Source organism: Litoreibacter meonggei (assembly GCF_003663885.1).
Taxonomy (GTDB): domain Bacteria; phylum Pseudomonadota; class Alphaproteobacteria; order Rhodobacterales; family Rhodobacteraceae; genus Litoreibacter; species Litoreibacter meonggei.
In genome coordinates this window covers 715,338-735,560 of sequence record NZ_RCCE01000002.1, presented here as the reverse complement: position 1 = coordinate 735,560, position 20,223 = coordinate 715,338, and the positions used below count along the sequence as shown (strand labels likewise).

The 20,223-nt window shown below is 54.2% G+C and carries 15 protein-coding genes; 3 read left to right on the top strand and 12 right to left on the bottom strand.

All coding sequences use genetic code 11. The annotated features are described in order from the left end of the window. Nucleotides 1–56: 56 nt before the first annotated feature. Genes BCF46_RS08390 through BCF46_RS08375 form a run of 4 tightly spaced genes read right to left on the bottom strand, consistent with a single transcriptional unit; the run spans nucleotide 57 to nucleotide 4,072 of the window. Nucleotides 57–467 carry a hypothetical protein gene (locus tag BCF46_RS08390; protein WP_121023247.1) on the bottom strand — a complete coding sequence of 137 codons (411 nt, stop codon included), beginning with the start codon at nucleotides 465–467 and terminating at the stop codon, nucleotides 57–59. Nucleotides 468–470: 3 nt separating this feature from the next. Further along, the gene (locus tag BCF46_RS08385; RefSeq protein ID WP_121023246.1) at nucleotides 471–1,256 is read right to left on the bottom strand and encodes an efflux RND transporter periplasmic adaptor subunit; all 786 of its coding nucleotides are present in this window, start codon (nucleotides 1,254–1,256) and stop codon (nucleotides 471–473) included. A gap of 2 nt (nucleotides 1,257–1,258) precedes the next feature. Then, nucleotides 1,259–2,014: a SapC family protein gene (locus BCF46_RS08380; protein WP_121023245.1), complete on the bottom strand. Its 756-nt coding sequence runs from the start codon at nucleotides 2,012–2,014 to the stop codon at nucleotides 1,259–1,261. A gap of 39 nt (nucleotides 2,015–2,053) precedes the next feature. Beyond that, complete coding sequence (locus BCF46_RS08375; RefSeq protein ID WP_147435979.1) at nucleotides 2,054–4,072, bottom strand: zinc metalloprotease; 2,019 nt, start codon at nucleotides 4,070–4,072, stop codon at nucleotides 2,054–2,056. Nucleotides 4,073–4,494: 422 nt separating this feature from the next. Between BCF46_RS08375 and BCF46_RS08370 the strand changes: the two genes are divergently transcribed. The 3 genes from BCF46_RS08370 to BCF46_RS08360 are packed head-to-tail and all read left to right on the top strand — an operon-like array spanning nucleotide 4,495 to nucleotide 8,318. Further along, nucleotides 4,495–6,066 (top strand): DUF4153 domain-containing protein, encoded by a 1,572-nt coding sequence (locus BCF46_RS08370; RefSeq protein ID WP_121023243.1) that lies wholly within the window; start codon nucleotides 4,495–4,497, stop codon nucleotides 6,064–6,066. 12 nt (nucleotides 6,067–6,078) lie between these two features. After that, nucleotides 6,079–6,762 (top strand): response regulator transcription factor, encoded by a 684-nt coding sequence (locus BCF46_RS08365; protein WP_121023242.1) that lies wholly within the window; start codon nucleotides 6,079–6,081, stop codon nucleotides 6,760–6,762. After that, on the top strand, nucleotides 6,750–8,318 hold the full coding sequence (locus BCF46_RS08360; protein WP_121023241.1) for an ATP-binding protein: 1,569 nt from the start codon (nucleotides 6,750–6,752) through the stop codon (nucleotides 8,316–8,318). Before BCF46_RS08365 ends, BCF46_RS08360 begins: the two co-directional genes overlap by 13 nt. Before the next feature lie 67 nt (nucleotides 8,319–8,385). Here BCF46_RS08360 and BCF46_RS08355 read toward each other — a convergent pair whose 3' ends face one another. The 8 genes from BCF46_RS08355 to BCF46_RS08320 form a co-directional block, all read right to left on the bottom strand. Continuing rightward, nucleotides 8,386–10,509 (bottom strand): beta strand repeat-containing protein, encoded by a 2,124-nt coding sequence (locus tag BCF46_RS08355; protein ID WP_121023240.1) that lies wholly within the window; start codon nucleotides 10,507–10,509, stop codon nucleotides 8,386–8,388. Between the two features lie 335 nt (nucleotides 10,510–10,844). Beyond that, a complete protein-coding gene (locus tag BCF46_RS08350; protein WP_121023239.1) occupies nucleotides 10,845–12,182 on the bottom strand; it encodes a KpsE/RkpR family capsule polysaccharide export protein in 1,338 nt (445 codons plus the stop codon). Then, nucleotides 12,175–12,867 carry an ATP-binding cassette domain-containing protein gene (locus tag BCF46_RS08345; protein ID WP_170157890.1) on the bottom strand — a complete coding sequence of 231 codons (693 nt, stop codon included), beginning with the start codon at nucleotides 12,865–12,867 and terminating at the stop codon, nucleotides 12,175–12,177. The genes BCF46_RS08350 and BCF46_RS08345 overlap by 8 nt, the downstream gene beginning before the upstream one ends. After that, a complete protein-coding gene (locus tag BCF46_RS08340; RefSeq protein WP_170157889.1) occupies nucleotides 12,864–13,601 on the bottom strand; it encodes an ABC transporter permease in 738 nt (245 codons plus the stop codon). Before BCF46_RS08340 ends, BCF46_RS08345 begins: the two co-directional genes overlap by 4 nt. A gap of 60 nt (nucleotides 13,602–13,661) precedes the next feature. After that, complete coding sequence (locus BCF46_RS08335; RefSeq protein ID WP_121023236.1) at nucleotides 13,662–14,675, bottom strand: SDR family NAD(P)-dependent oxidoreductase; 1,014 nt, start codon at nucleotides 14,673–14,675, stop codon at nucleotides 13,662–13,664. Next, nucleotides 14,676–16,625 carry a glycosyltransferase gene (locus tag BCF46_RS08330; RefSeq protein WP_121023235.1) on the bottom strand — a complete coding sequence of 650 codons (1,950 nt, stop codon included), beginning with the start codon at nucleotides 16,623–16,625 and terminating at the stop codon, nucleotides 14,676–14,678. A gap of 3 nt (nucleotides 16,626–16,628) precedes the next feature. Next, the gene (locus tag BCF46_RS08325) at nucleotides 16,629–18,653 is read right to left on the bottom strand and encodes a hypothetical protein (protein WP_147435978.1); all 2,025 of its coding nucleotides are present in this window, start codon (nucleotides 18,651–18,653) and stop codon (nucleotides 16,629–16,631) included. Nucleotides 18,654–18,683: 30 nt separating this feature from the next. Further along, entirely contained in the window at nucleotides 18,684–20,051 is a 1,368-nt protein-coding gene (locus BCF46_RS08320) for a nucleotide sugar dehydrogenase (RefSeq protein ID WP_245989908.1), read from the bottom strand. Nucleotides 20,052–20,223 lie beyond the last annotated feature (172 nt).

Below are 20,223 nucleotides of genomic sequence, written 5' to 3'. Positions count from 1 at the left end.
CACTGCCAGCACGCCGCATAATCACAGCAACCAGATGAGCCAAACTCTCTCTTAGATTAAGCAGCTCTTGGTTCCAAAAACTCTGACGACGGACACTCCATCAACAGGACTGCGGTACGGTCAGCGGGAAGGGCAACGCTGGCGGTGATATACCGGTCGACGACTTGAACCTGCGTCGTCGAGCTTTCTGACGTTTGATCCAGAAGACTGGCGGCCAAGTCCTGAAGTGTGTCTGCAAGCTCGGCGGACTTATATGCCGCAATCATCTGGGGCGGCTCGTCGGTTTGGGACAGGCACCAGAGCGACACGTTTTGTTGGCTTGTCAGCGCTACGGTTAGCTCGACAAACCGTTCAGGGAACGGCGGCGTCTCCGTTCCTGAGGAGAAGCACGCAACAATAGCCGAGTTCAGATCGCGGCCGTTTTGCGCAGGTTTAGCCTGCTCTGGCTGGGGGCGGGGTGCGTTCATTGCTTAGGGACTGGATATCGTGATGGCCGTGCCTGCCAACAGTTTCAAATCGGTGTTGTCGAACGCCATTCTCACCCGCACGCTAAGGCTTGCTGGATCAACGCGAGGGTCAATTGAGGACACAACGCCAGTTGCGGTAGCACCTGTGGGCAGTTGCGCGACGATCTCGGTGCCGACGTCTAGGCCATTCAACCAGTCAAGCGGCACGAACGCGGTGGCACGCAAGCGCTTCAAGTTGCCAATTTCGAGAACGGTGGTCTCTGTTTCCACGATTTCACCGCGTTGCGTTTGGATTTCCAGAATGGTTCCGTCAAACGGCGCGATCATTGAAAACTCCTCCAGAACGGCTTCGTCCAGTTCAAGCTGTCTTTGGCTTTGGCTGACGCCTTCCCGTGCGACTTTCAAATCTGCCTCAGCCAGTTGCACGGCTTGCTCGGACTGGATCACTTCCCATTTCTGCGCGGCCCCTTTGCTGCGCGCGCGGGCAACGCGGTCGCGCAGAGCTTTGGCTTGTTCAATAACAATTTCCGCACGGATCACTGCACCATCTGCTTGAGCGGCGATACTTGCCAGCGCAACACGTGCTCTCTGCACGCGCGCGTCAATTGACGCGAGAACCGTACCTTTGGTCACAACAGCACCTTCCTGCACGAGAATTTTGTCCAGCCGTCCATTCACCGACGGACGGATTTCCACGCTGTTGACCGGCTCTAGGATCGCTGACACGGACTGCGCCACGGAAGCGAAAGGCAAGCACAGGGCAGTGACGACCAGCAGAGTTCTTAGCATTATTACATCTCGCCGAAGGAAGTGAAATTGGTCAAGGATAGGTGATGTGCAGCGAATAGGTTTAAGATACCGCGCCGCGCCAAGCCCGCTAGAACGTCATCGGGCAATTTGCGCAACTTCTCTTCCGAGATGATGTGAAACCCCTCTACTTTCAACGTCTTGCCATTCCGTGTGATCGTCACGGATGATGCATCGATCAGGTCCAATGTCTTTGCTTCTTCCATAGCCGCACGCGTGCGCTGAAGAGCCATTTCATAGCGGTTTGAAAAGTCCATTACGTTAGTCAGAACTTGTGAAGGCTTGCCGTCTTTGAATAGCGCGCGATCTTCTTCGCCATGTGTTGAGAAAATCATAGAGGACAGATCGGCGCAAAGAATGTTGCGCTCGACGTCCTTGGCCTCGCGGACATATGCAAACGGGTAGCGCCGCAAATATGCCGGAACGTATGCGTCTTTGGCCCAGCTGCCGTCCTTTTGAACATAGTCATTCTTGCCAGCAGAGAACCCGACCAAGGCGACGGGCGTTGGGGCGTCTGATCCTGCCAGAACAATCGGGTAGTTGCGCATCGCCTGCGGGAATTCATCTGCGGTGATCGGAATTGCATTCGTGTCTGCGGCATATTCGTATGACCGTTCCTGAGAAAGGAAATAGCCGGCGTGGCGCTCTGCAGTCAGCGGGATCAACGTCTTATAAAGCGTCGGAAGGTTTTCCGGCTGAAGTTCTTTATCTGCTCGGTTTACGGCGCGTCTCTGAACCATGGCGATACTCTCTCGGTGTTGTTGGCCCCGTTGGAGGACTCATTGCGGGTTAAGCTCTAGCCTGTTTTGTAGCAAGCGTGCGCCTGCAAATTGTAGGCGCTGTAGCAAAGATCGTGACTTGGTATCAAGGCGGGCAACGACCGCACCGCCATTTGCCAATTCAGACGCACATTGAGCGTGATCATGAGCAAGATTGGCGCGAAGTGTCAGTTGACCGTCGATCGCGATGTTGTTGGCGAGCTCACTTTCGAGCAAGGCTTCAAATTCGCAACGGGGATTGTGCACAGCCCTCACGCGCAAAACAGTGTGTTGAGTTAAAGGGATGTCACGCTCTAGCAGCGATTGGTCCAAGCGAAGCCTCAGGTGCGGTGTGACGGGAATGGAATACGCTCCCAACCTATCCGTCGATGCTGGTGTTATCCACGCCGCGTCATATTGTTCTGAGGCAAGAGGCGTCCAAATACCGGTTTGATGCGCAGAGAACTGTGCGGCAGCAAGCTGCGCCCTTAACTCGTCGCCCGTCTGACTGAAGCTGTCAATTTCAGCGGTCAGGCTTGACCTTTCAGCAGCGGTGCTTTGTGCCGACCGGCTGAGGTTTTCAAGCATTTTCCGCCGTAATTCCACATCAATGATCCGCTGCTCGAGGATGGGGTTCTCCAAGGTGAAGGCGTTATCATCGGCCACGTGTAAATGCCCGCTTTCGCTGCTTTCGATGAAGCGCGTCTCGAAGGTGCGCAACTGACCGGGAAGTAGTATACGATCAGGAAACGGCACGAATACTATCGCAGTGAGTGCGGCGCAGAAGAAAAGAACTGCGGCACTGCGCACTGGACGAATGCCAAGCTTGACCGAATATTTGAGTGAATTGAATAGGGGTCTTGCGACAAGGGTCATGAGAATGATGGCGATCGCCACCGGGGCAAGGCGTTTGTCGAACTGGTAGATCAGCCAGAAAATGCCCCCAAATATTGTCCACCGGTAAGTATAGGAAAGAACCCAGTATGCGAAGTCAGAGGCGGGTATGGCGGAGGTTTGCGCACCCAATGCCCGTGCCATAAAATTGCGGGCTGCTTGACTTGCACGGCCAGCTAGGTTGGGGCGACGGAAGTAGTCCGTCAGCATGTAGTAGCCATCCAACTTGATGGCCGGATTAAGGTTGAATAACAACGCAAGCGCACCGGCAAATACAGCGACTTGCAAGATGACCGTTTGCAGCATGCCGGTTTGGGTCTGGGACCATATGATAGCCAGTAGCGCAATAATCCATGTCTCGAAGTAGATGCCGCCTGCGCCAATCATGACCCGCCGAAATACAGAGCGAAGGCGCCAAGCGCCTGTGACGTCGGTGAAAGGGAAGGGGGTGAAGGCGAAAATGCTAATCCCCATCCGGATCGGTCCGGGGTTCAAGCCTTCCTGCAAGCACATCGTTCGATAGGCAAGCGCATGACCCATTTCGTGCACAATTTTCAACGCCACATAGAGTATGCCGAAAATCAAAAATTGTCGCCAATCGGCTTCGAAGACCTGGCGGAGTCCAAGGGTCAGTTTTTCAGTATTGGCGAGCAGTGCTTGGACCATTGCAATCATCGCACCGCACCATGCCAAGTATCCAACCGGCGAATATAAGAGCCTCCCCAACCAGCCGAGTATATCGGTGATACGGCTCGCATCCACCAAATCCCACCGCATTGAAATAAGCTTACTTTCAATCGGAGCGGCTTTCAGATCAGCTTCGCTTTGAGTTTCACCGCTGCGCACGAGAAGGCCCGATTGAACGAGCCGTTTGACTAAAGCATCCCCTTGCTGCGAGGGAATACCTGCTTTGGCCAGAGCATGAGGAACCGAGCCAGTTTCTTTCACAAGGCTGAAAAACTGAACGGTAGAGCGATTGGCCAAAAAGAACTTACCCGTCGCTTCATTGGAGATGACAAATTCCAGTTCATCTGCGCCAACAGGGGTCACATCTGTGAACGTCACAAAGCCCGGAGCGACCAGCCGCGCATATTGCGTGTCATCAGTGGACTGACCGGCCTCAGCGTTTCTCATGTCGTGCCCCATCGTGCGGAAAATCTTCGATGTGTGACTCACTATACGCTAGTTATCTGGAGAGAATACGGGGAATACCTTTCGGCACCCCCGAAATTCTGACGCGCTTAACTAGGTCAGAAATTGCAGAGTCTTGGCAGGCAATGGTGGTAGTACATCCGTCCTGCCAAGTGCTTTCAGTCGTCCGCAGCGCGGAGGGTTGCTTCAAGCGCCGCCCGGATTGTGGGTTTTCTCGCTTACGGCTGAGTAGTGCAGCGTGAGCCTTAAGAGGCGATCATTACGTGGGCCAATCTCGATCCCCTTTACCAATTGCTAGCCGACATTTCACCAGAGTACTGGTCGCAAAGGTCTAATAAATATCTGCACAAGCTTGGCAGTTCTTCTGCACCTCGGTCGTCCAATCTCTGCCCAACTTGGAGATAGGGGGTACAGATATGGACGAAGCTAGAATTCGAGATGCGCACGCCGCAGCGCAACAAGATGCATCGAGGGGGGTGAAGGGCGGCGGTGATCCGGCATTAGGCGCCGAAGTTGATCGCCATGGCACAAGCAGCTCTGTGTTGGATGCGAAGAGTGTTGCGGTATTGATCGGCTTGGTTCTTCTGGCGGATTTCTTGTTTTGGGAACACTCGCTCGGCGTCTCTCTTATCATATACAGCGCAGCCTTGAGTGGTGCTGCATATCTGAACCTGCGACCAGTTATGAAGCGTCAGGAGCTGACCATATTGGCAGTTATTTGGGTCGCATGCGCGCTGCCTGTCCTAGAGTATGTTCAGCTAGCTTCGCTGTCATTTTTGAGTGCGGGCCATTTTGGCGTGTTGATCTGGATGGCCACACGATCACCGCTAGCTGGCATCGCACGTAACCTCGCGCGCTTGTCCTACATCGTCCCGGAATTCTTGTGGAGTTCATGGCCATCAATCGGGCGCTCGGTTGCCGCGCGGCAGCACTTCAAAATACAGCGTGAAGCGCTGTCGGGTTGGATTGTTCCCATCGGCGTGGGCGGTGTATTTCTATTGCTGTTCTTATTGGCAAATCCAGTGCTGGAAAACTGGGCCGATAGGTTGTTCGACATGGATCTGTCGCAAAACACACTAAGGCGAGTGGCATTTGGGATTGTTGTTGCAGTGGTTGTGCTGCCATTTGCTGTGTTTCGGCATTTTGCAAAGGCGTTTTCAGACAGTGAGTTCCATCTTGAGAGCCAACTCGACGTTGAAGGTCATTTGCTCAATGCCAAGTCAATCACGAACTCACTGCTCGTATTCAACGTGATGTTCTTGTTTCAAAATGCGACGGATATTGCGTTTTTATGGGGCGGAAGCGCTCTTCCAGATGGTATGAATTACGCGACCTACGCGCATAAGGGTGCTTACCCGCTGATGGCCACGTCTGTGTTGGCGGGGGTGTTTGCGGTGATGTCGCGACGTTACCTCAAGGCATCAGCAATGCTGAAAGGCTTGTTGGCGGTTTGGATTGCCCAAAATATATTTCTGGTTGGCTCTGCACTAACGCGGCTGGATTTGTATGTAGACGCATATGGCCTGACATTCTTACGGATGCGTGCGGGCATTGGGATGGCGCTGGTCCTTGTGGGGATGGTGTTGTTGATATGGCAGCTGTGGCGTTCAAAATCGAACGCTTGGGTGACCAATGTGTTTGCCGCGGTCACAGTATTGACGCTCTACATTTGCTGCTTTGTAAACTTCGGATATGTCATCGCGAAGAGTAATGTTGCGCATCCTGAGCGTCGATTGGATATCCGGTACCTGTGCGACGAAACTCCCGGTGGTATTGCGGTGGTTTTGGCTGAGTCAAAACGCAGAGGTCTGAAACTTTGTTCCTTTTACTATAGCAACCGATCGGTTCAAATTGAGGACTGGCGCAGCTGGAGCTTTCGGCAGGCTCGTTTGGATGATGTCACCCGAGAATATAAGCAGTTTGCAACGCCCAACGCATCGGCACCGGCTGATGACACTGCGTCGCGCAACCGCTACGACTACAATTGAGGAGGGGCGGGTATGAAGGCAGATATTTTAGTCGTCGATGATGATGCCAGTATCAGATCGGTTATCAGCATGGCACTTGAAGATGCCGAGATGCAGGTTAGCGAAGCGACAAATGGGGCTGCGGCATTGATCGCGCAGCGCCGAAACCCCGCCGATTTAATAGTGCTTGATATTGGGATGCCAGAACTTGACGGGTTCGAGACCTGCCAAGCCTTGCGAAAGTTTAGCAAGGTACCGGTTCTGTTTCTGACCGCGCGGGACGACGAAATCGACCGTGTTCTGGGTTTTCAGCTTGGCGGTGATGACTATGTGACCAAACCATTTAGTCCACGCGAGTTGGTACTGCGGATTAAAGCCATCCTAAGCCGAGTCCGTGCAGACGATGAGCTATCGCAATCAAAGCATGGCGATTTGGTGCTCAAGCACAATGCTCACGAGGCGATCTTAGGCAGTCAGGAGTTGGAACTGACATCTATCGAGTTTTCCGTTCTGACGGCCTTGGTTTCCCGACCGGATCAGGTCTTCACGCGCGACCAATTGATCACTGCCGTTTACGGGCACAACGTCACTTTGTCTGACCGCACCGTCGACAGCCATGTACGCAATTTGCGCCAGAAGGCCCGCAAAGTCGGGTATGTGGATATCATTCGTACCATACACGGGGTGGGATTGCGGCTTGGTACATGCACGCAGTGAAGGTGCCTAAGAAGTGGCGGCCGTCATTGGCAATGCTGATTGCTTTGGTGGTTGGCGTTCTTGTGTTGTTGCCGTTCGTGGCGCTGACGGCGGCGCGAATTACCAGTAACCAATTTGTACGCGAGACCGAGGCCAACCTGCATGCACAGGCCGCCATCTACAGCGCGATCTATGCGCAAGAGTTTCTGGCCTTGCTACCAGAGCCCTCGTTTGGCGCAGTTTTGGCACCCGAACAAATCGAACGATTGCAGGAAACCTGGCATCCGGTTGACGCAGTTTTGGTTTCAGGTAGTCGCTCAATTCTGCCGCCGAGGCCTGATCCTCTGCCAACGGCTTTGATGCCGGAAGATGTTTATCTAGCGCTGTCGGCCGATCTCTCTCGGTTGGCGAAGAAGGCTCAGAAATCCACTTTGGTCGGCTTTCTGGCGTTGGATCACCAAGGGCAGGTTATTGCAGGGTCAGGAACGGATACTGGCAGTTTCAGCCATGTTGCAGAGGTGGCGCGCGCGTTGAAAGGTGAGATCGTCTCCGCCGCGCGTTGGCGCGAGGAAGAGTATAGACGACACTCGCTGCGATCCGTTAGCCGCGACACCAAGTTTCGCGTTTATGTGGCGCATCCGGTTAATGTGGCCGGCAAGGTGATTGGCGTTGTCTATCTGTCAAGGACGCCGTCGAATTTGAATAAATATCTATTGCAGCAGAAAAACGCTCTATTGTGGCTTCTTGCGACGGTTGCTGTCTCAGCTGCAGTCATCGGATTTTCCGTTTGGCGTTTTTTGACCCGCCCGTTGACTCAACTTCAAGATCAGGCCCGTCACATTGCAAAAGGTGAACTAGGGACCAGCCTGCCAAGCTACGGGTTGAAGGAACTTGCGAGCCTCGGTCAGAGTCTGATGGATATGGGGAATGCATTGCGGGCAAAATCTGCTGCGCTGAATACCTACACCAAGCACGCAACCCATGAGTTGAAGTCCCCTGTGACATCTATCGCGGGAGCCGCAGAGTTGCTGCAAGGCTCCAACGTCACGGATGATCGACGGAATGCGCTGGCGGCCACTATAAGTAAAGATGCAACCCGGATGGACCGGTTGTTAATGCGCATGCGCGACATGGCACGTGGGCAGGCTGAGTTCGGTACGCAGCCAACACGATTAAGCGAGATTGCCGCGCGCCTAACCAAGCGATTTGAAGGGCTCGTGATCGAGGCCAATGGGGCACGAGATGCATTGCTTCCGCTTCCAGAGGAAGCTGCTGAAATTTGCCTCACCCATATTTTACAAAACGCGCAAGAACACGGAGCAACAAGGGTAGTTGTAGATTTTGACGACAAGACATCTGAAATTCGCGTTCAGGACAACGGCACCGGCATATCCGAGGCAAATATTCACAAGATTGTGGGCCCGTTTTTCACGACCAAACGTGAACAAGGCGGAACCGGGATGGGGTTGAGCATCAGCGCCGAGATATTGGCTCAGTTCGGGGGGCGGATTGATGCCAGTAACACCGCTTCCGGGGCGCTAATCGTCCTCAGCTTCAAGGATGATGCGTCTCGATAACTCCGTCCATTTAGGCAAAATCCCCACCGCCTGATATACATACGGCAGTGGGGTTTTCCGTTGGCGTCTAGATGACGAAGAAGTCACTCTCGTCGATGGTCAAGCCTGTGGCCAGAGTGGCGAACAAGACGCCCTCTGCAGAGCCGGTCCCGTCGCTATCAAAGTTCAAGTTTCCGGTCGCGCTATCGTAGATCACGCGTTGCGCCGCTGTTTCCGCAAGCCCGGTGCCATTGGAAAGGAATTCCGCCGCGTCCAACGGGCCGAGCGTCAAGCCTGCAAAGACATTGCTGTCTAGATGGATCGTGTCGTCGGCTGAGCTGAAGTCAACAATGCGGTCGACGTTGCCATCGCCAAGAGCAGTGCTGAATACGAATGTATCATTTCCGGCAAGACCACGAAGCACGTCGTTGCCTGCGCCACCATCAATGGTGTCGTCGCCACTATAGCCATACAGAATGTTACGGGAGGCATTGCCTGTCAGTACATCACCAAAATTCGAGCCGTAGACGCTCTCGAACTCGGAAATGATGTCTCCTGCGGCGTCGCCACCGGATGCGCTCTGAAATCCAGCGGCATCGGCAGTCAGGTTCACGGTCACGCCAGCTGAAGACCCAGCATATTGTAGAACATCGGATCCCGCGCCGCCGATCATGGTGTCAGCGCCGGCACCACCACGGATAACGTCGTATCCGTCGCCGCCATCAATAGTGTCATCACCGTCGAGGCCGAGAATGATATTGCGGCCGCTATCGCCTGTCAGGACGTCGCCGAAGTCGGAGCCAGTCAGATTTTCGAACTCGGAGATGATGTCGCCCGAAGCATCGCCAGCGGAGGTCTGTTGGATTCCTGTTCCATTCAGGCTCAGGTCAACGGTCACACCAGTTGCCGAGTCGTCATACTGCAATGTATCGGTACCTGCGCCGCCGATCATGGTGTCGCCACCCGCGCCGCCGCGAACAAGATCGTTGCCCGCCCCGCCGTCAATGGTGTCGTCGCCGCCGAAGCCGATAATGTAGTTGGCACCACCGTCGCCGGTCAGAACATCGTCAAAGTCTGAACCATAGATGTTTTCAAATCCTGAGGCGATGTCACCCTCGGCGTCTCCACCAGAAGTTTGATGGAAGCCAGCTGTGTCTAGATTCAAATCAACAGTTACGCCGGAGGTTGAGCCTAGATAACGCAGCCAGTCCGTACCAGTACCACCAGTTAGCGTGTCCGCGTCCGCGCCGCCGCGAATGACATCATCACCGGCGCCGCCGTCGATCACATCACTGCCGCCATACCCAAACAAGACGTTGTCGTCGCTGTTGCCTGTCAAAACGTCGGCAAATTCAGTGCCGTATACGTTTTCGAATTCAGAAATCTGGTCGCCCTGAGCGTCGCCACCCGAAGCCGACTGCTGCCCAATTCCACTGGCGTTCAGATCAACATTCACGCCCGCCGCCGAGCCCACATATTGAAGGGTATCCTCACCTGCTCCACCGACAAGGATGTCTGCACCGGCTCCGCCACGAATAACGTCATTCCCGGCATTGCCCTCGACTGTGTCGTCGCCGCCAAGACCGTCAAGATCATCGTCCCCGGCGAGACCAAGAATGGTTTCTGAGTTATCGGTACCTGTGAGTTCGTCGTCACCAGATGTACCGCTCATTTCGGTGACGGGCACCGTGACTTCGGGCACAGTTGCGGCGATCGTCGCAATCGTTGTATTCGTGTTGCCGTATTGCGCACTCATAGTGAAACTTGCTGTGCCAGCGTTTGGCGTATTCGGATCCACATTATAGGTCAACGCATTGACGTTGTTGAGGAACCTGTCGATCTGCCCAGCTCGTCCCGTGAAAGTGATCGTGTCAGTGCCGGATCCAGTCACGTCAACTCTCCGGTTCCCGACGCTTTCAAATGTGCCGGCGTCCGTTGTTAGAGTAATCGTGATGATCTCTTTACTTGCACCCTTGTAGCGCAGCTTCATCGCGGAGAGATCGACGAAAGATCCAGCGCTGTCATCCACCGTAATGTCAGTCGGAACGTTTGTGACAATGAGCTCTGGCGCTTTTTTCGCGCGCGAACTGGTCCAGTTATTGTTTGACCAGCTTGACGACTTCGACCAGTTGAAGTTGGACAAATATGACGAGGCCCAATTTGACCAATTGAAGTTGGACCAATTGTAGTTTCCGAAGCTAAATCTCGGCATGTGTCGTACACCTTATTTTTTGGTTTCCAAGGTACGTTGCCATGCAAATCAAGCGCGCGGTCGAGACAGTCTCGATCCAATCCTATGCGCAATCTTGGGCCAGCAGCTGCCTTCGAATGAGTCGATTGTTAAGGAGTTATTAACTGCAAATGCGTTCAATTCTGGGCATGAACGCGGCATCTGTTGGGTGAACTGCGATTGAAATCTTGACCCGGTTTATACAGGCAAAGTCACGACGCTATGCAGCTTGCAATTTTTTGACAGAGCGAAGTTAGAGTGTTGATTTTATTGTGTAATGCAAGAGTTTCCCAAAAATTCTTCCGCTCGATTTTAGATCAGGTTCTCGCAGCGCGGAACATTGTTACCGCTGAGAACAGAGCAAGACAAATGATCAGTACCAAAGCGAGAGTTCCGGGTATCCTAGGGTAAACTGCGGTCTGGGCTGTTCTCGGGGGGACAACGACTTGAAACAGGCTCCGGTTGAGGGCGGCTTCGCGTCCGGCTTCGGCTTGCGATTTCAGCGCGGTCTGAACTGCGTCACGTGCAAGGCCCAATTCCAAGGTGGCCAGTTCGTATTCCATCAGCAGCGTGTTGAGCGATCCTGTTGGTGCGTCATCCGGAGCAACGAGACGCGCGCGCTCGTCGATAATCTGCTGTCTGATACGAGCCTCCAGCGCCACGGTTTGCTGCGTTTGCTGGCTGTCGCCGATACCTGCAATTTCGGCTTTCTGAACCTCGTTGTTCAGCTTGAGGGCTTCGGCCTCCAAATCCCGAATTGTCGTATAAATGCTTTCGACGCGATTTCGGGGATCGACCTCTTGGTACTTGATCTGCAGCGCAACAAGCGCGGCTTGTGCTTCGGCGACTTGTTGTTCAGCGGCCTCGCGCACGCTGGTCGCATGCGCTTGGCGCTGATTAAACACCTGCTGCCCTAAAGAATTCACCTGTTCCTCGGTGTTCTGCAGAACCGCCTGCGAAACGGAAATCGCCTGAGCATCGCTCGGCGCGCGCACATAGAGGGTCAAAAGCCCGCTCTGGATGTCGACTGACGACTCCACATACCGCCCAAACTGCGCGCTCTTGCTCATCGATAGAGCAGGGATAGTGCGCAGGCGTTTTAAAGGGTCGATAGCGGGGCCACTAAATTCTGTGATAAGACCCAATTCGGATTCCAGGGCGTCCATCAAAGCCTGACTCTGAACATAGGAGTGGGCTCGGAAGACTTCGGACAAATTCGATGGCCCTTGGACGCCGCCCAGCAAGCCGGAACGGGACGCGTTCCCGGATTCTGCCGGTTTGGTAATCGCGATGACAGACCGTGCTTCGTAAAGCGGGGTTGCCACAGCAATAAGGTAGAAGGCCACAAGGAGTACCGGCGCAACAACCATAGCGAGAAACAGCGCCCGATTTCCGAGCCCGGCGAAGAGGCCGGGTTTGTGCGCGGTATTACTAGTGGCAGCGGGGCCGTAGATTGTATCTGGCTGCACGGATGACAACAGGGCTAATGCCTCGGTTCTCTGATCTTGCTTTATCGCCTGAGTAGATTGCACCTGTTCGGTCTGTTTTTGAGCGATGCGCTGTGCTTTGTCAGCTTCGGCGATACGTGCACGCTCGGCCCGCCAGGCCTTTATGCGCTCGTCTTCAGTCTCGCCGATTGGTTTAGAGTTAGACATGCCCGCACCTCATTTCCAGCTCCTGAGGCGTCAATTTTGACAAGTTGAGTGCCTCTTGCGCAACTGCAAGGTCATTACATGGTACCAGCTGCTGGTTGATGAGAACAAGAAATCTATCGCAGTACTTTGTCAGTTGGCGTGCGTTGCGTGACAAAAACACCAGCCCGCCGATCTTGAGCCGTTCTGCCAGCACCTCGTCACAAACCTTACGGTCACCGGGTTCACCAATGGTGATCGTCTCATCCGCGATCCACGTTGCCGGACCTTCGACCGACAAGGCACACGCATATGCCAACAGCGCGCGCTGGGTTGGAGATAAATCGTGCATCATCTTCTTCGGGCCATATTCAAGCCCGAACACATCGCGACAAAACGCAATCACCGCATCGGGAGCTATCCCCACAAGTCTCGCGAAGTTGTTGATGTTTTCTGGCACGGTCAGGTTCGGATGAAGGAAGCCCGCAAATCCAATCGGCCAACTGACCCTGCCAATTTGGCGCACCGCGCCGCGGTCTGGTTTGTCAATGCCGGCAAACAACCGCGCGAGCGACGACTTTCCGGTCCCGGGCGCCGCGAGTATCCCTACGCGTTCGCCGGATTCAAAAACCGTGTTTGCGTCTTGCAAAATAGTCTCGCGCTTGCGGAAGCCGGGCTTCAGCAGGCTGACGTTTTCCAGCGTGATCACAACCGGCCACGCATGATGCGCCTCCGCGTTGCAAACATCTCCAGAGGGACGGATGCGAGAAAGAAGCCCGCAGCCACGGCAATGGGATACCAAACTGATGCAATTGGGGACGTGTAGCCCAAGAAATATGACTCACGGACCAGTTCCGTGATGTGAAGGAAAGGGCTGTACCAAAGGATGTCTTGTACTTCTTTAGACAGATCTGTCGCGGTGTAGAAAATGCCTGACAGCCAGAAAAGAGGCCGCAATATCAATGGAACCGCGCGCGAGAACGCATCGCTAAGCAGCCCCGCCGCCGCGACGAACCGTCCAACACCACAACCGATACCCCAAGCAAGGGCCAGACTAAAGACGACACCCTGCACAGACTCTGGCGGCGGGTCGCCAAACAGCAGTGTAACGCCTCCGAAGATCAACGCGGCAGAGGTCAACATATGAAGCACCTCCAGCAGCATGGTGGCCAGCATGATGTCGTTGTTCGAAACCGGACGAAGATACCGCATGTAACGGCTTGCGGCCAATGTGCGGCTAAGCGACGTCACAGTTTGTCGAAAAATCAAATAGGGTAAAATGCCCGTCGCAATGAAAATTTCTGCCCTGACGTGGATGGGCGGGGTTCGTTGAAGAACCCAAAACAACGCCACAATCAGCGCGATCCAGACAACCGGCGTAATATAAGCCCAAAGATAGCCCAACTTACCTCCGGAAAAACGCGTTTTGCGTTCCCGTTCCATCAAAACTGCAATCCTCGTGAACGCGCTTGGTGGAGTGATATGTTGGGTTAAAGTCATGGGTTAGACGGAATAGTATTCGCGATACCACTCAACGAACCGGCGGATGCCTTCTTTCGTCGAGGTGTTGGGACGGTAACCAGTCAGTGTTTCCAGAAGATCAGTATTGGCCCACGTGCCCGGCACGTCGCCCTTTTGCATTTCCATCATATTCTTCTTGATTGGCTGACCAAGCGCGTCTTCGATTTCGGAAATGAACTCCATCAGCGGAACACGTGTTCCGTTGCCGATATTCATCGTCCGAAATGGCGCGACGGGGCTTAGGCTATCGCCGGGAATGGTCTCCTCGCCCGCGTCAGGTTTTGGTGGAACAGCATCGATCAGCAAACGGATGGAGTGGACAAGGTCGTCGACATAGGTGAAGTCACGCGCCATTTTGCCGTGGTTGTAGACGTCAATAGGTTCGTCAGCGAGCGCCGCGCGAACGAATTTGAACAACGCCAAATCGGGACGACCATAGGGGCCATAGACTGTGAAGAACCGGAACATCGTCGTCGGGATGTGCCACAGATGCGAATAGGAATGGGCCATTCCTTCGTTTGCCTTTTTGGTCGCGGCGTACAACGTCAAAGGCAATTCGGTTTTCTGGGTTTCCTCGAACGGCATTTGTGTGTTGCCGCCATAAACCGAAGAGGTCGAAGCCATAAGAAGATGCCCCACTTCCAATTCGCGCGCGGCTTCCATCAAATTGAAGGTGCCTGTCAGGTTGGTGTCAATATAGGCGCGAGGGTTTTCCAGGCTGTAGCGCACGCCAGCTTGTGCGGCGAGGTGGACGATCACGTCCGGCTTGGCTTCGGCTACGACCCGTGACAGAAAGGCGTTGTCTTCCAGCATGCCAATATGGGCGCGGAAGTTCGGGTTCTTCTCAAGGATTGCGTGGCGCTTTTTCTTTAACTCCACATCATAGTAGTCAGTCAGGCCGTCAAAGCCTACAACGGCGAAGCCCTCGTCCAACAAGTGTTTGGCGAGGTGAAAGCCAATGAAGCCAGCAGTGCCGGTTACGAAAACGGTTCTCATTTAGCTATCCAGACTTAGGGCGTTAAAGATCTCGGTGGTACGACCGAGAATTGTTTCGACAGAAAAGCGATCGCCGGATTGCGCCATTGCGGCGGCACCAAGTCGCGCGAGCTCGTCATCATCGGCTAACAGATGTTCAAGTGTTTCGTCTAGTTCGGCCTCTGGCAAAATGTCAGATGCTGACAATATGTGTCCTGTGACACCGTCAGAAACGACCTCGTCCGTGCCGCCGGCTGGGGTCGCCAGCACTGGGGTCCCTGCAAGTTGGGCCTCGATCAGTACGTTTGGCAGGCCTTCCATTTTTGCAAGATGCACCAGCAAGTCGGCGCGGTGCATGTAAAACCCAACCTTGCTGCGAATGCCAGCAAGGAAGATGCGGTTTGAAAGACCCAGTTCTTCGATTAGCGCAGCGCAGTCGCCAAAAAGCGCACCACTGCCGAGCATGACAAACCGAGTGTCATCACGTTTCTCGATGGAGCGCGCCGCAGCGGTGATCCATTCGAGCGGGCGTTTATTTTGGTCGAACCGGAACACGCCCAGAACGGTCTTTGTGCATGCGTCGGATGCGTCGACGATCTCGGACCAATACACGTGATCGGTGTCGTCACCATCGGGCAGAACTGCGGGAATGGCATTCGGCACCACGATAACCGTGCCTTGCGCTAGGGAAAGCCATTCTTCATAGGCCGTGGCCGCTTTTTGGCTGTTGGCTGTAAACGTGACATGGGGCAGGCGGGCAAGCGCTGCGTAAAGGATCGGCAATTCGTCCCTGAACAGGTTCGGCCTTAGGTTAGGCGGAAGCCCACGGAAGGATGTCACAATGCGCGGGACACCGGCCAGAACGGCTGCTATCGCGGATTGAACGATCCCGCCATCTTGCCACAGGTAGGCGACATCAGTCTGATCGTCACGAAACATCGAGTACAGCAAGCATGTGTGACGCAGAACGTCAGGGGACAACAATTCCAGAAGTTCTTTCAAGTCGTTGGAAAGGCCTTCAAGGGCTCCCACCGGAATCTCTGCCATTTCAGATAGCACGCTTGTAGAGACACCTGCTTCGTTCAGTTGCGGCAGGTAAAAGTCCGCGCCGCTGGACGCGGTGGCATGTTTAACCCAAACCTTCGGTGCAATGCCGAGTGGCTGTGCCTTGTCGTTACGATCTTGGTAGGCGCAGGCGATGCGGGTCATTTGACGCTCCGCGCCGCCAGTGCCAAGCTGGCCGGTAAAGAAGACAACGCGATCTGACTTGGTAAACGCGCGCGGCGCATCGGCCAAAGCGATGATGTCAGTGATCGCGTCGACCGCGTCGGTGCGGTTGTGCTTTTCCAATGTGTCGGCGCACCGGGCAACCGAACCAAGAAGCTCTTGGGACGCTTGCCCCATTTTGTCCTGATCCTCGACATTTAAAGCGACATGCGTCGCGTCAACAAACCGAGACTGTTCCTTGAGAATTTTGACGTATTTCATCCGGACTGCCCGGTCTTCGGAATGCAGAACCAGAATTGTCGACATGATCCGGTCGATTTCATCCCAGGCCTTAAGCTCGCCCAATCCAAGAATGGCTTTGTTGGCCTGCTCTAGGCTGTGCCAACTCTCGGGGAACATTTTGTGGATTTGCTCGATACCCGCTGCCGTGTTTTGTTCACGACGATACCAACGCATCAGCATTCGCAGTGCGGTCAGGTCATCGGGATACAAGTTGCGAAGCTCGTCCCACATGCCGCGCATTCCACTTTCATGGCGTTGTTTTTCCAGCAACAAACCGCAGGCAATTGCGATGTTCTGATTTGCGCGATAATCTTTGAGCAGCGGCTTTAGCTTCTGATAGACTTTCTTGGCGGTCTCCGGGCTAATCATAGACCGGCTCACTTCATTCACTTCTTCCGAAAAAGCCCTTGGAAATGCCGGTGCATCTGCTGCGAAGTTGAGTATTTGAGATAGCTGTTGCATTGCTTAAGCTCCAGCCAAATTGGAATGCAGGACGGCTTCTGCCTCTGACTTCAATGCTTCCGTTTCAGAGCATGTGAGGTCAATAACTTTCCTTGCGAACTCAACGGCTTCTACAGAGTACTGTGCCTTGGTCGCAGCACGCATCAACAAGACCCACACATTGATCTTTTCTGGCAGGAATGCCGCCGCAGCTTTCCCAAGTTGAATGGCGGTCTTGTATTCGCCAAGACCAAAGCGCAGTCTGGCTCGCCACAGGTCAAGCTCCGGCAACTCGGTTGTAAGGGCCGCGGCGTCGATTGACAGCGCATCCAGAGCGTCGATGTCACCCTCTTTACCCGCTGCACGGATAAGCAGCGCAAGCTCCTTACGCAAACTCTGCATCGCAACGCGGGCAGGCTGATGGCGCGGTGCGGCATACAAAACTGCGTTCAAACCGTGGATTTGATCAATGCGCTCTTCGAAGTTAAGCGCGGTTGAGACCCAGTCGTTCAACGTAGAGACGAGGGCCGCATCGGTGACGCGATCTGTGCCCTGATGCTCGCGCCAGCAGGCAAGAACCTCGGCCGCATAACCAATCCCGTGAGTGCCCGCCAAATGAGCAATAGTCTCTTCGGCATCTTTCGAGGAAGTTGACAGTGATACGGCTTCGGTAAACGAAGCGCCATTCAGCTGCAGGATTTGAAGTCTGGCAGCGGGGGACGTTTGCGACAGAAAATCTGCCCGTTGGTCAGTTGTCATGTCGGCCAGAACGTCAATTTCTTGCGAAATCGACAGGTCCGCCAACTCGTCGCACGCGCGGCTTTGGCCGTGTTTTGCTGCCGCGAGGTAGGATTGGATCGCCGCGTTGATGTTTCCAGTTTGATTTGCAAGATCGCCGACCCGCATCAGAACGTGGAGAGGCAGAGCTGAAAGCCCGTTTTCCAGCGCTTCCGCCAATTTAATGGCCTCGTCAAATAGGCCAAGTTCGCTGGCTTCAAGCACAAGCTGGACGCGCTCGTCGGCGCTCATCTTATAGGCGTTTGGCAAGGTGGCATTTATGAAGTCTGTTTGCGCGCGTGCGCGTGCCTCTATTGCTGTATCCAATAGCGTGTCTACGTTGACCCCGTCTTTTGACAGCTCGTGCAAACGAGTGGTGGCGCTGGCAAGCTGACCATTTTCGCAGGCGGTCAAAATCTGTGGGTGCAGATGACGGTCGATGACTTCAAGCGCACCTGCTTTGATTGCATGGTCCGTCTTGGGGGCGATGACCCGACGCATCCAGTCGTCCATCAGCCCATGCGCAAATGTATCGGTAAAATGTGCAAGCCCGGCGCTCTCGTCTTCAATTGCGGCGGCCTGTCCGAACTCTGCCATCAGGTCAGTCGGGTTGTAAAATTTGCATCCAGCGTTTTGGACTTCTTCCGCGACCAGTTGAATGAAGTTCGACCGCGAGCGGATGGGTTGCCCGTCATTTTTGCAGGCATCTACATGCGAGACAAACAGCACGTCCGGCAACATCTCGGTGAGCGTTTTGATATCCTGCCGCAACCCTTCACGGGTGACGAACCGCAACTGCAACTTGGCGAGCGTTAATGCTTCCGATTGTTGTTGCGGCGTTGCTGACCATTCCTGCTCCAGAAACGCTGCCATGTCAGCAAGATCACCAGTTTCCGCAAGCGCCCAAAACGATTGCGCGCGCTCGGTGTCCGCGAAGAAGTCAGGGAAGGTGGCGTTCAGATAGTTCAGCTGTATTGACACACCATCAATGGTGACCTGTTTGGCAGAAGCAAGTTCGACGACATATAGGTCTGATGCGGCGTGATCGTTGGCGGCGATAGTCGCCAGTTTATGTTTCCGCGACACAAGTGGCCAAACATCATGAGGAATATCGGCTGACCCTTGCATGAAGCGGACCATCTGGACTGCCTCGGCAGGTGAATGACAATATCCGTAGCAACGGTCCATATTCAGATTGAACCCGTGGACAGATTGGCCACGACGTAGCGGTGTCGTGATACGGCACGACCCAATAGGTGTAATTGTAAACATTGCGCGAGCCCCTTTCGCGAGTTGTTAAATTTATAGTGACCAGTAACGCAGCGCCTTTGCTTCTTCAGTGCTGCGGAAGACGCCCCGAACATCGACAAGAATGCCGTCATTCTGGATTTTCCGAAGGAAGTACGGGTCGCTGGTATAGTCACTATGTGGCGTCGCTAAGACCATCGCGTCGAGATTGCTCATCTCCTCCGCGCTGCACAGCTCGACGCCAGCGGCTTTCGCCACTTCGTGTGAACAATGCGTGTCATGCACCAATGGTGTGATGCCGTAGCCCCGCAACGCCTCGACCAGTTCCACTGATTTGGAATTACGAATGTCTGGCACGTTCTCTTTGAAGCTAATCCCGCAAACGCCAACGCGCATGCCGCGAATGTCGCCGCCTCTTTCGATCAACAACTTCAGCGTCGCGTCGGCGACATGGCGCACCATGCCGTCATTGGTGCGACGACCCGCAAGGATAACCTGTGGGTTGTGACCAACTTTTTCGGCAAGGGATGCAAGATAGTAGGGATCGACACCGATGCAGTGACCACCAACAAGACCAGGTGTGAACTTCAGGAAGTTCCATTTGGTGCCAGCGGCCTCAATCACATCGCTCGTGCTAATGCCGACCTTGTCACAAATCTGCGACATCTCGTTCATCAGAGCAATGTTGATGTCGCGCTGCGTGTTCTCCAGAACTTTCGAGGCTTCTGCTACCTTGATCGTCGGGGCGACATGCAGTCCGGCTTTGATTACCATGTTATAAACGGCTTTAACGCGCTCAAGGGTCTCGGGGCTATCGCCGGACACAACCTTGATGGTGTTTTCTACCGTGTTGACCTTGTCGCCAGGATTGATCCGTTCTGGGCTGTAGCCCAAGCCGAAATCCTTGCTGGCAGTCAGACCCGACATTCTTTCGAGGATCGGCGCGCAGTAGTCTTCCGTCACGCCCGGGTAGACAGTGGATTCAAACACAACCACATCACCCTTTTTCAGGTGGGGGCCAATCATGTTGCAAGCTGACTCAAGCGGCGACAAATCCGGTTGGTGCGCGTCATTGATTGGCGTGGGAACCGTAACGATGAAAAATGACGCATTTGCCATGCTGGAGGCGTTGGTGCTGGCGTCGAGACCGGAGTTCAACAGCGCGTCGGTGTCGAGTTCGTTCGTCGCGTCGTAGCCGTGATTGATTTCGGCAACGCGTTGTTCTGAAATGTCAAAGCCCGTGACAGAGTTGAATTGATCGGCAAGGCAAACTGCGAGTGGAAGGCCAACATAACCCAGTCCAACAACCGCGATGTTCTCAAACATCGCCTTGGTCTTAGCATTGTCCAGTACCAAACGGATCGGAGCATCAGGTCTTTCAACCTTCCGAACTTTTAGCGCAGTGTTCAACATAACATTCATAGTCTTGGCCCCTTCTCCAGCACGTCTTGGGATCAAAACTACAGTCGAATTATGGCTCCAATTTGTGCTAAACTTGGTGGATGTTGGATAAAATGCCAGTTAGTTAAGTATTTATTAACCTATTGTTTTATTGCGTTAAAATCTGATTCTAGATAAGTAATTTTGGCTTGAA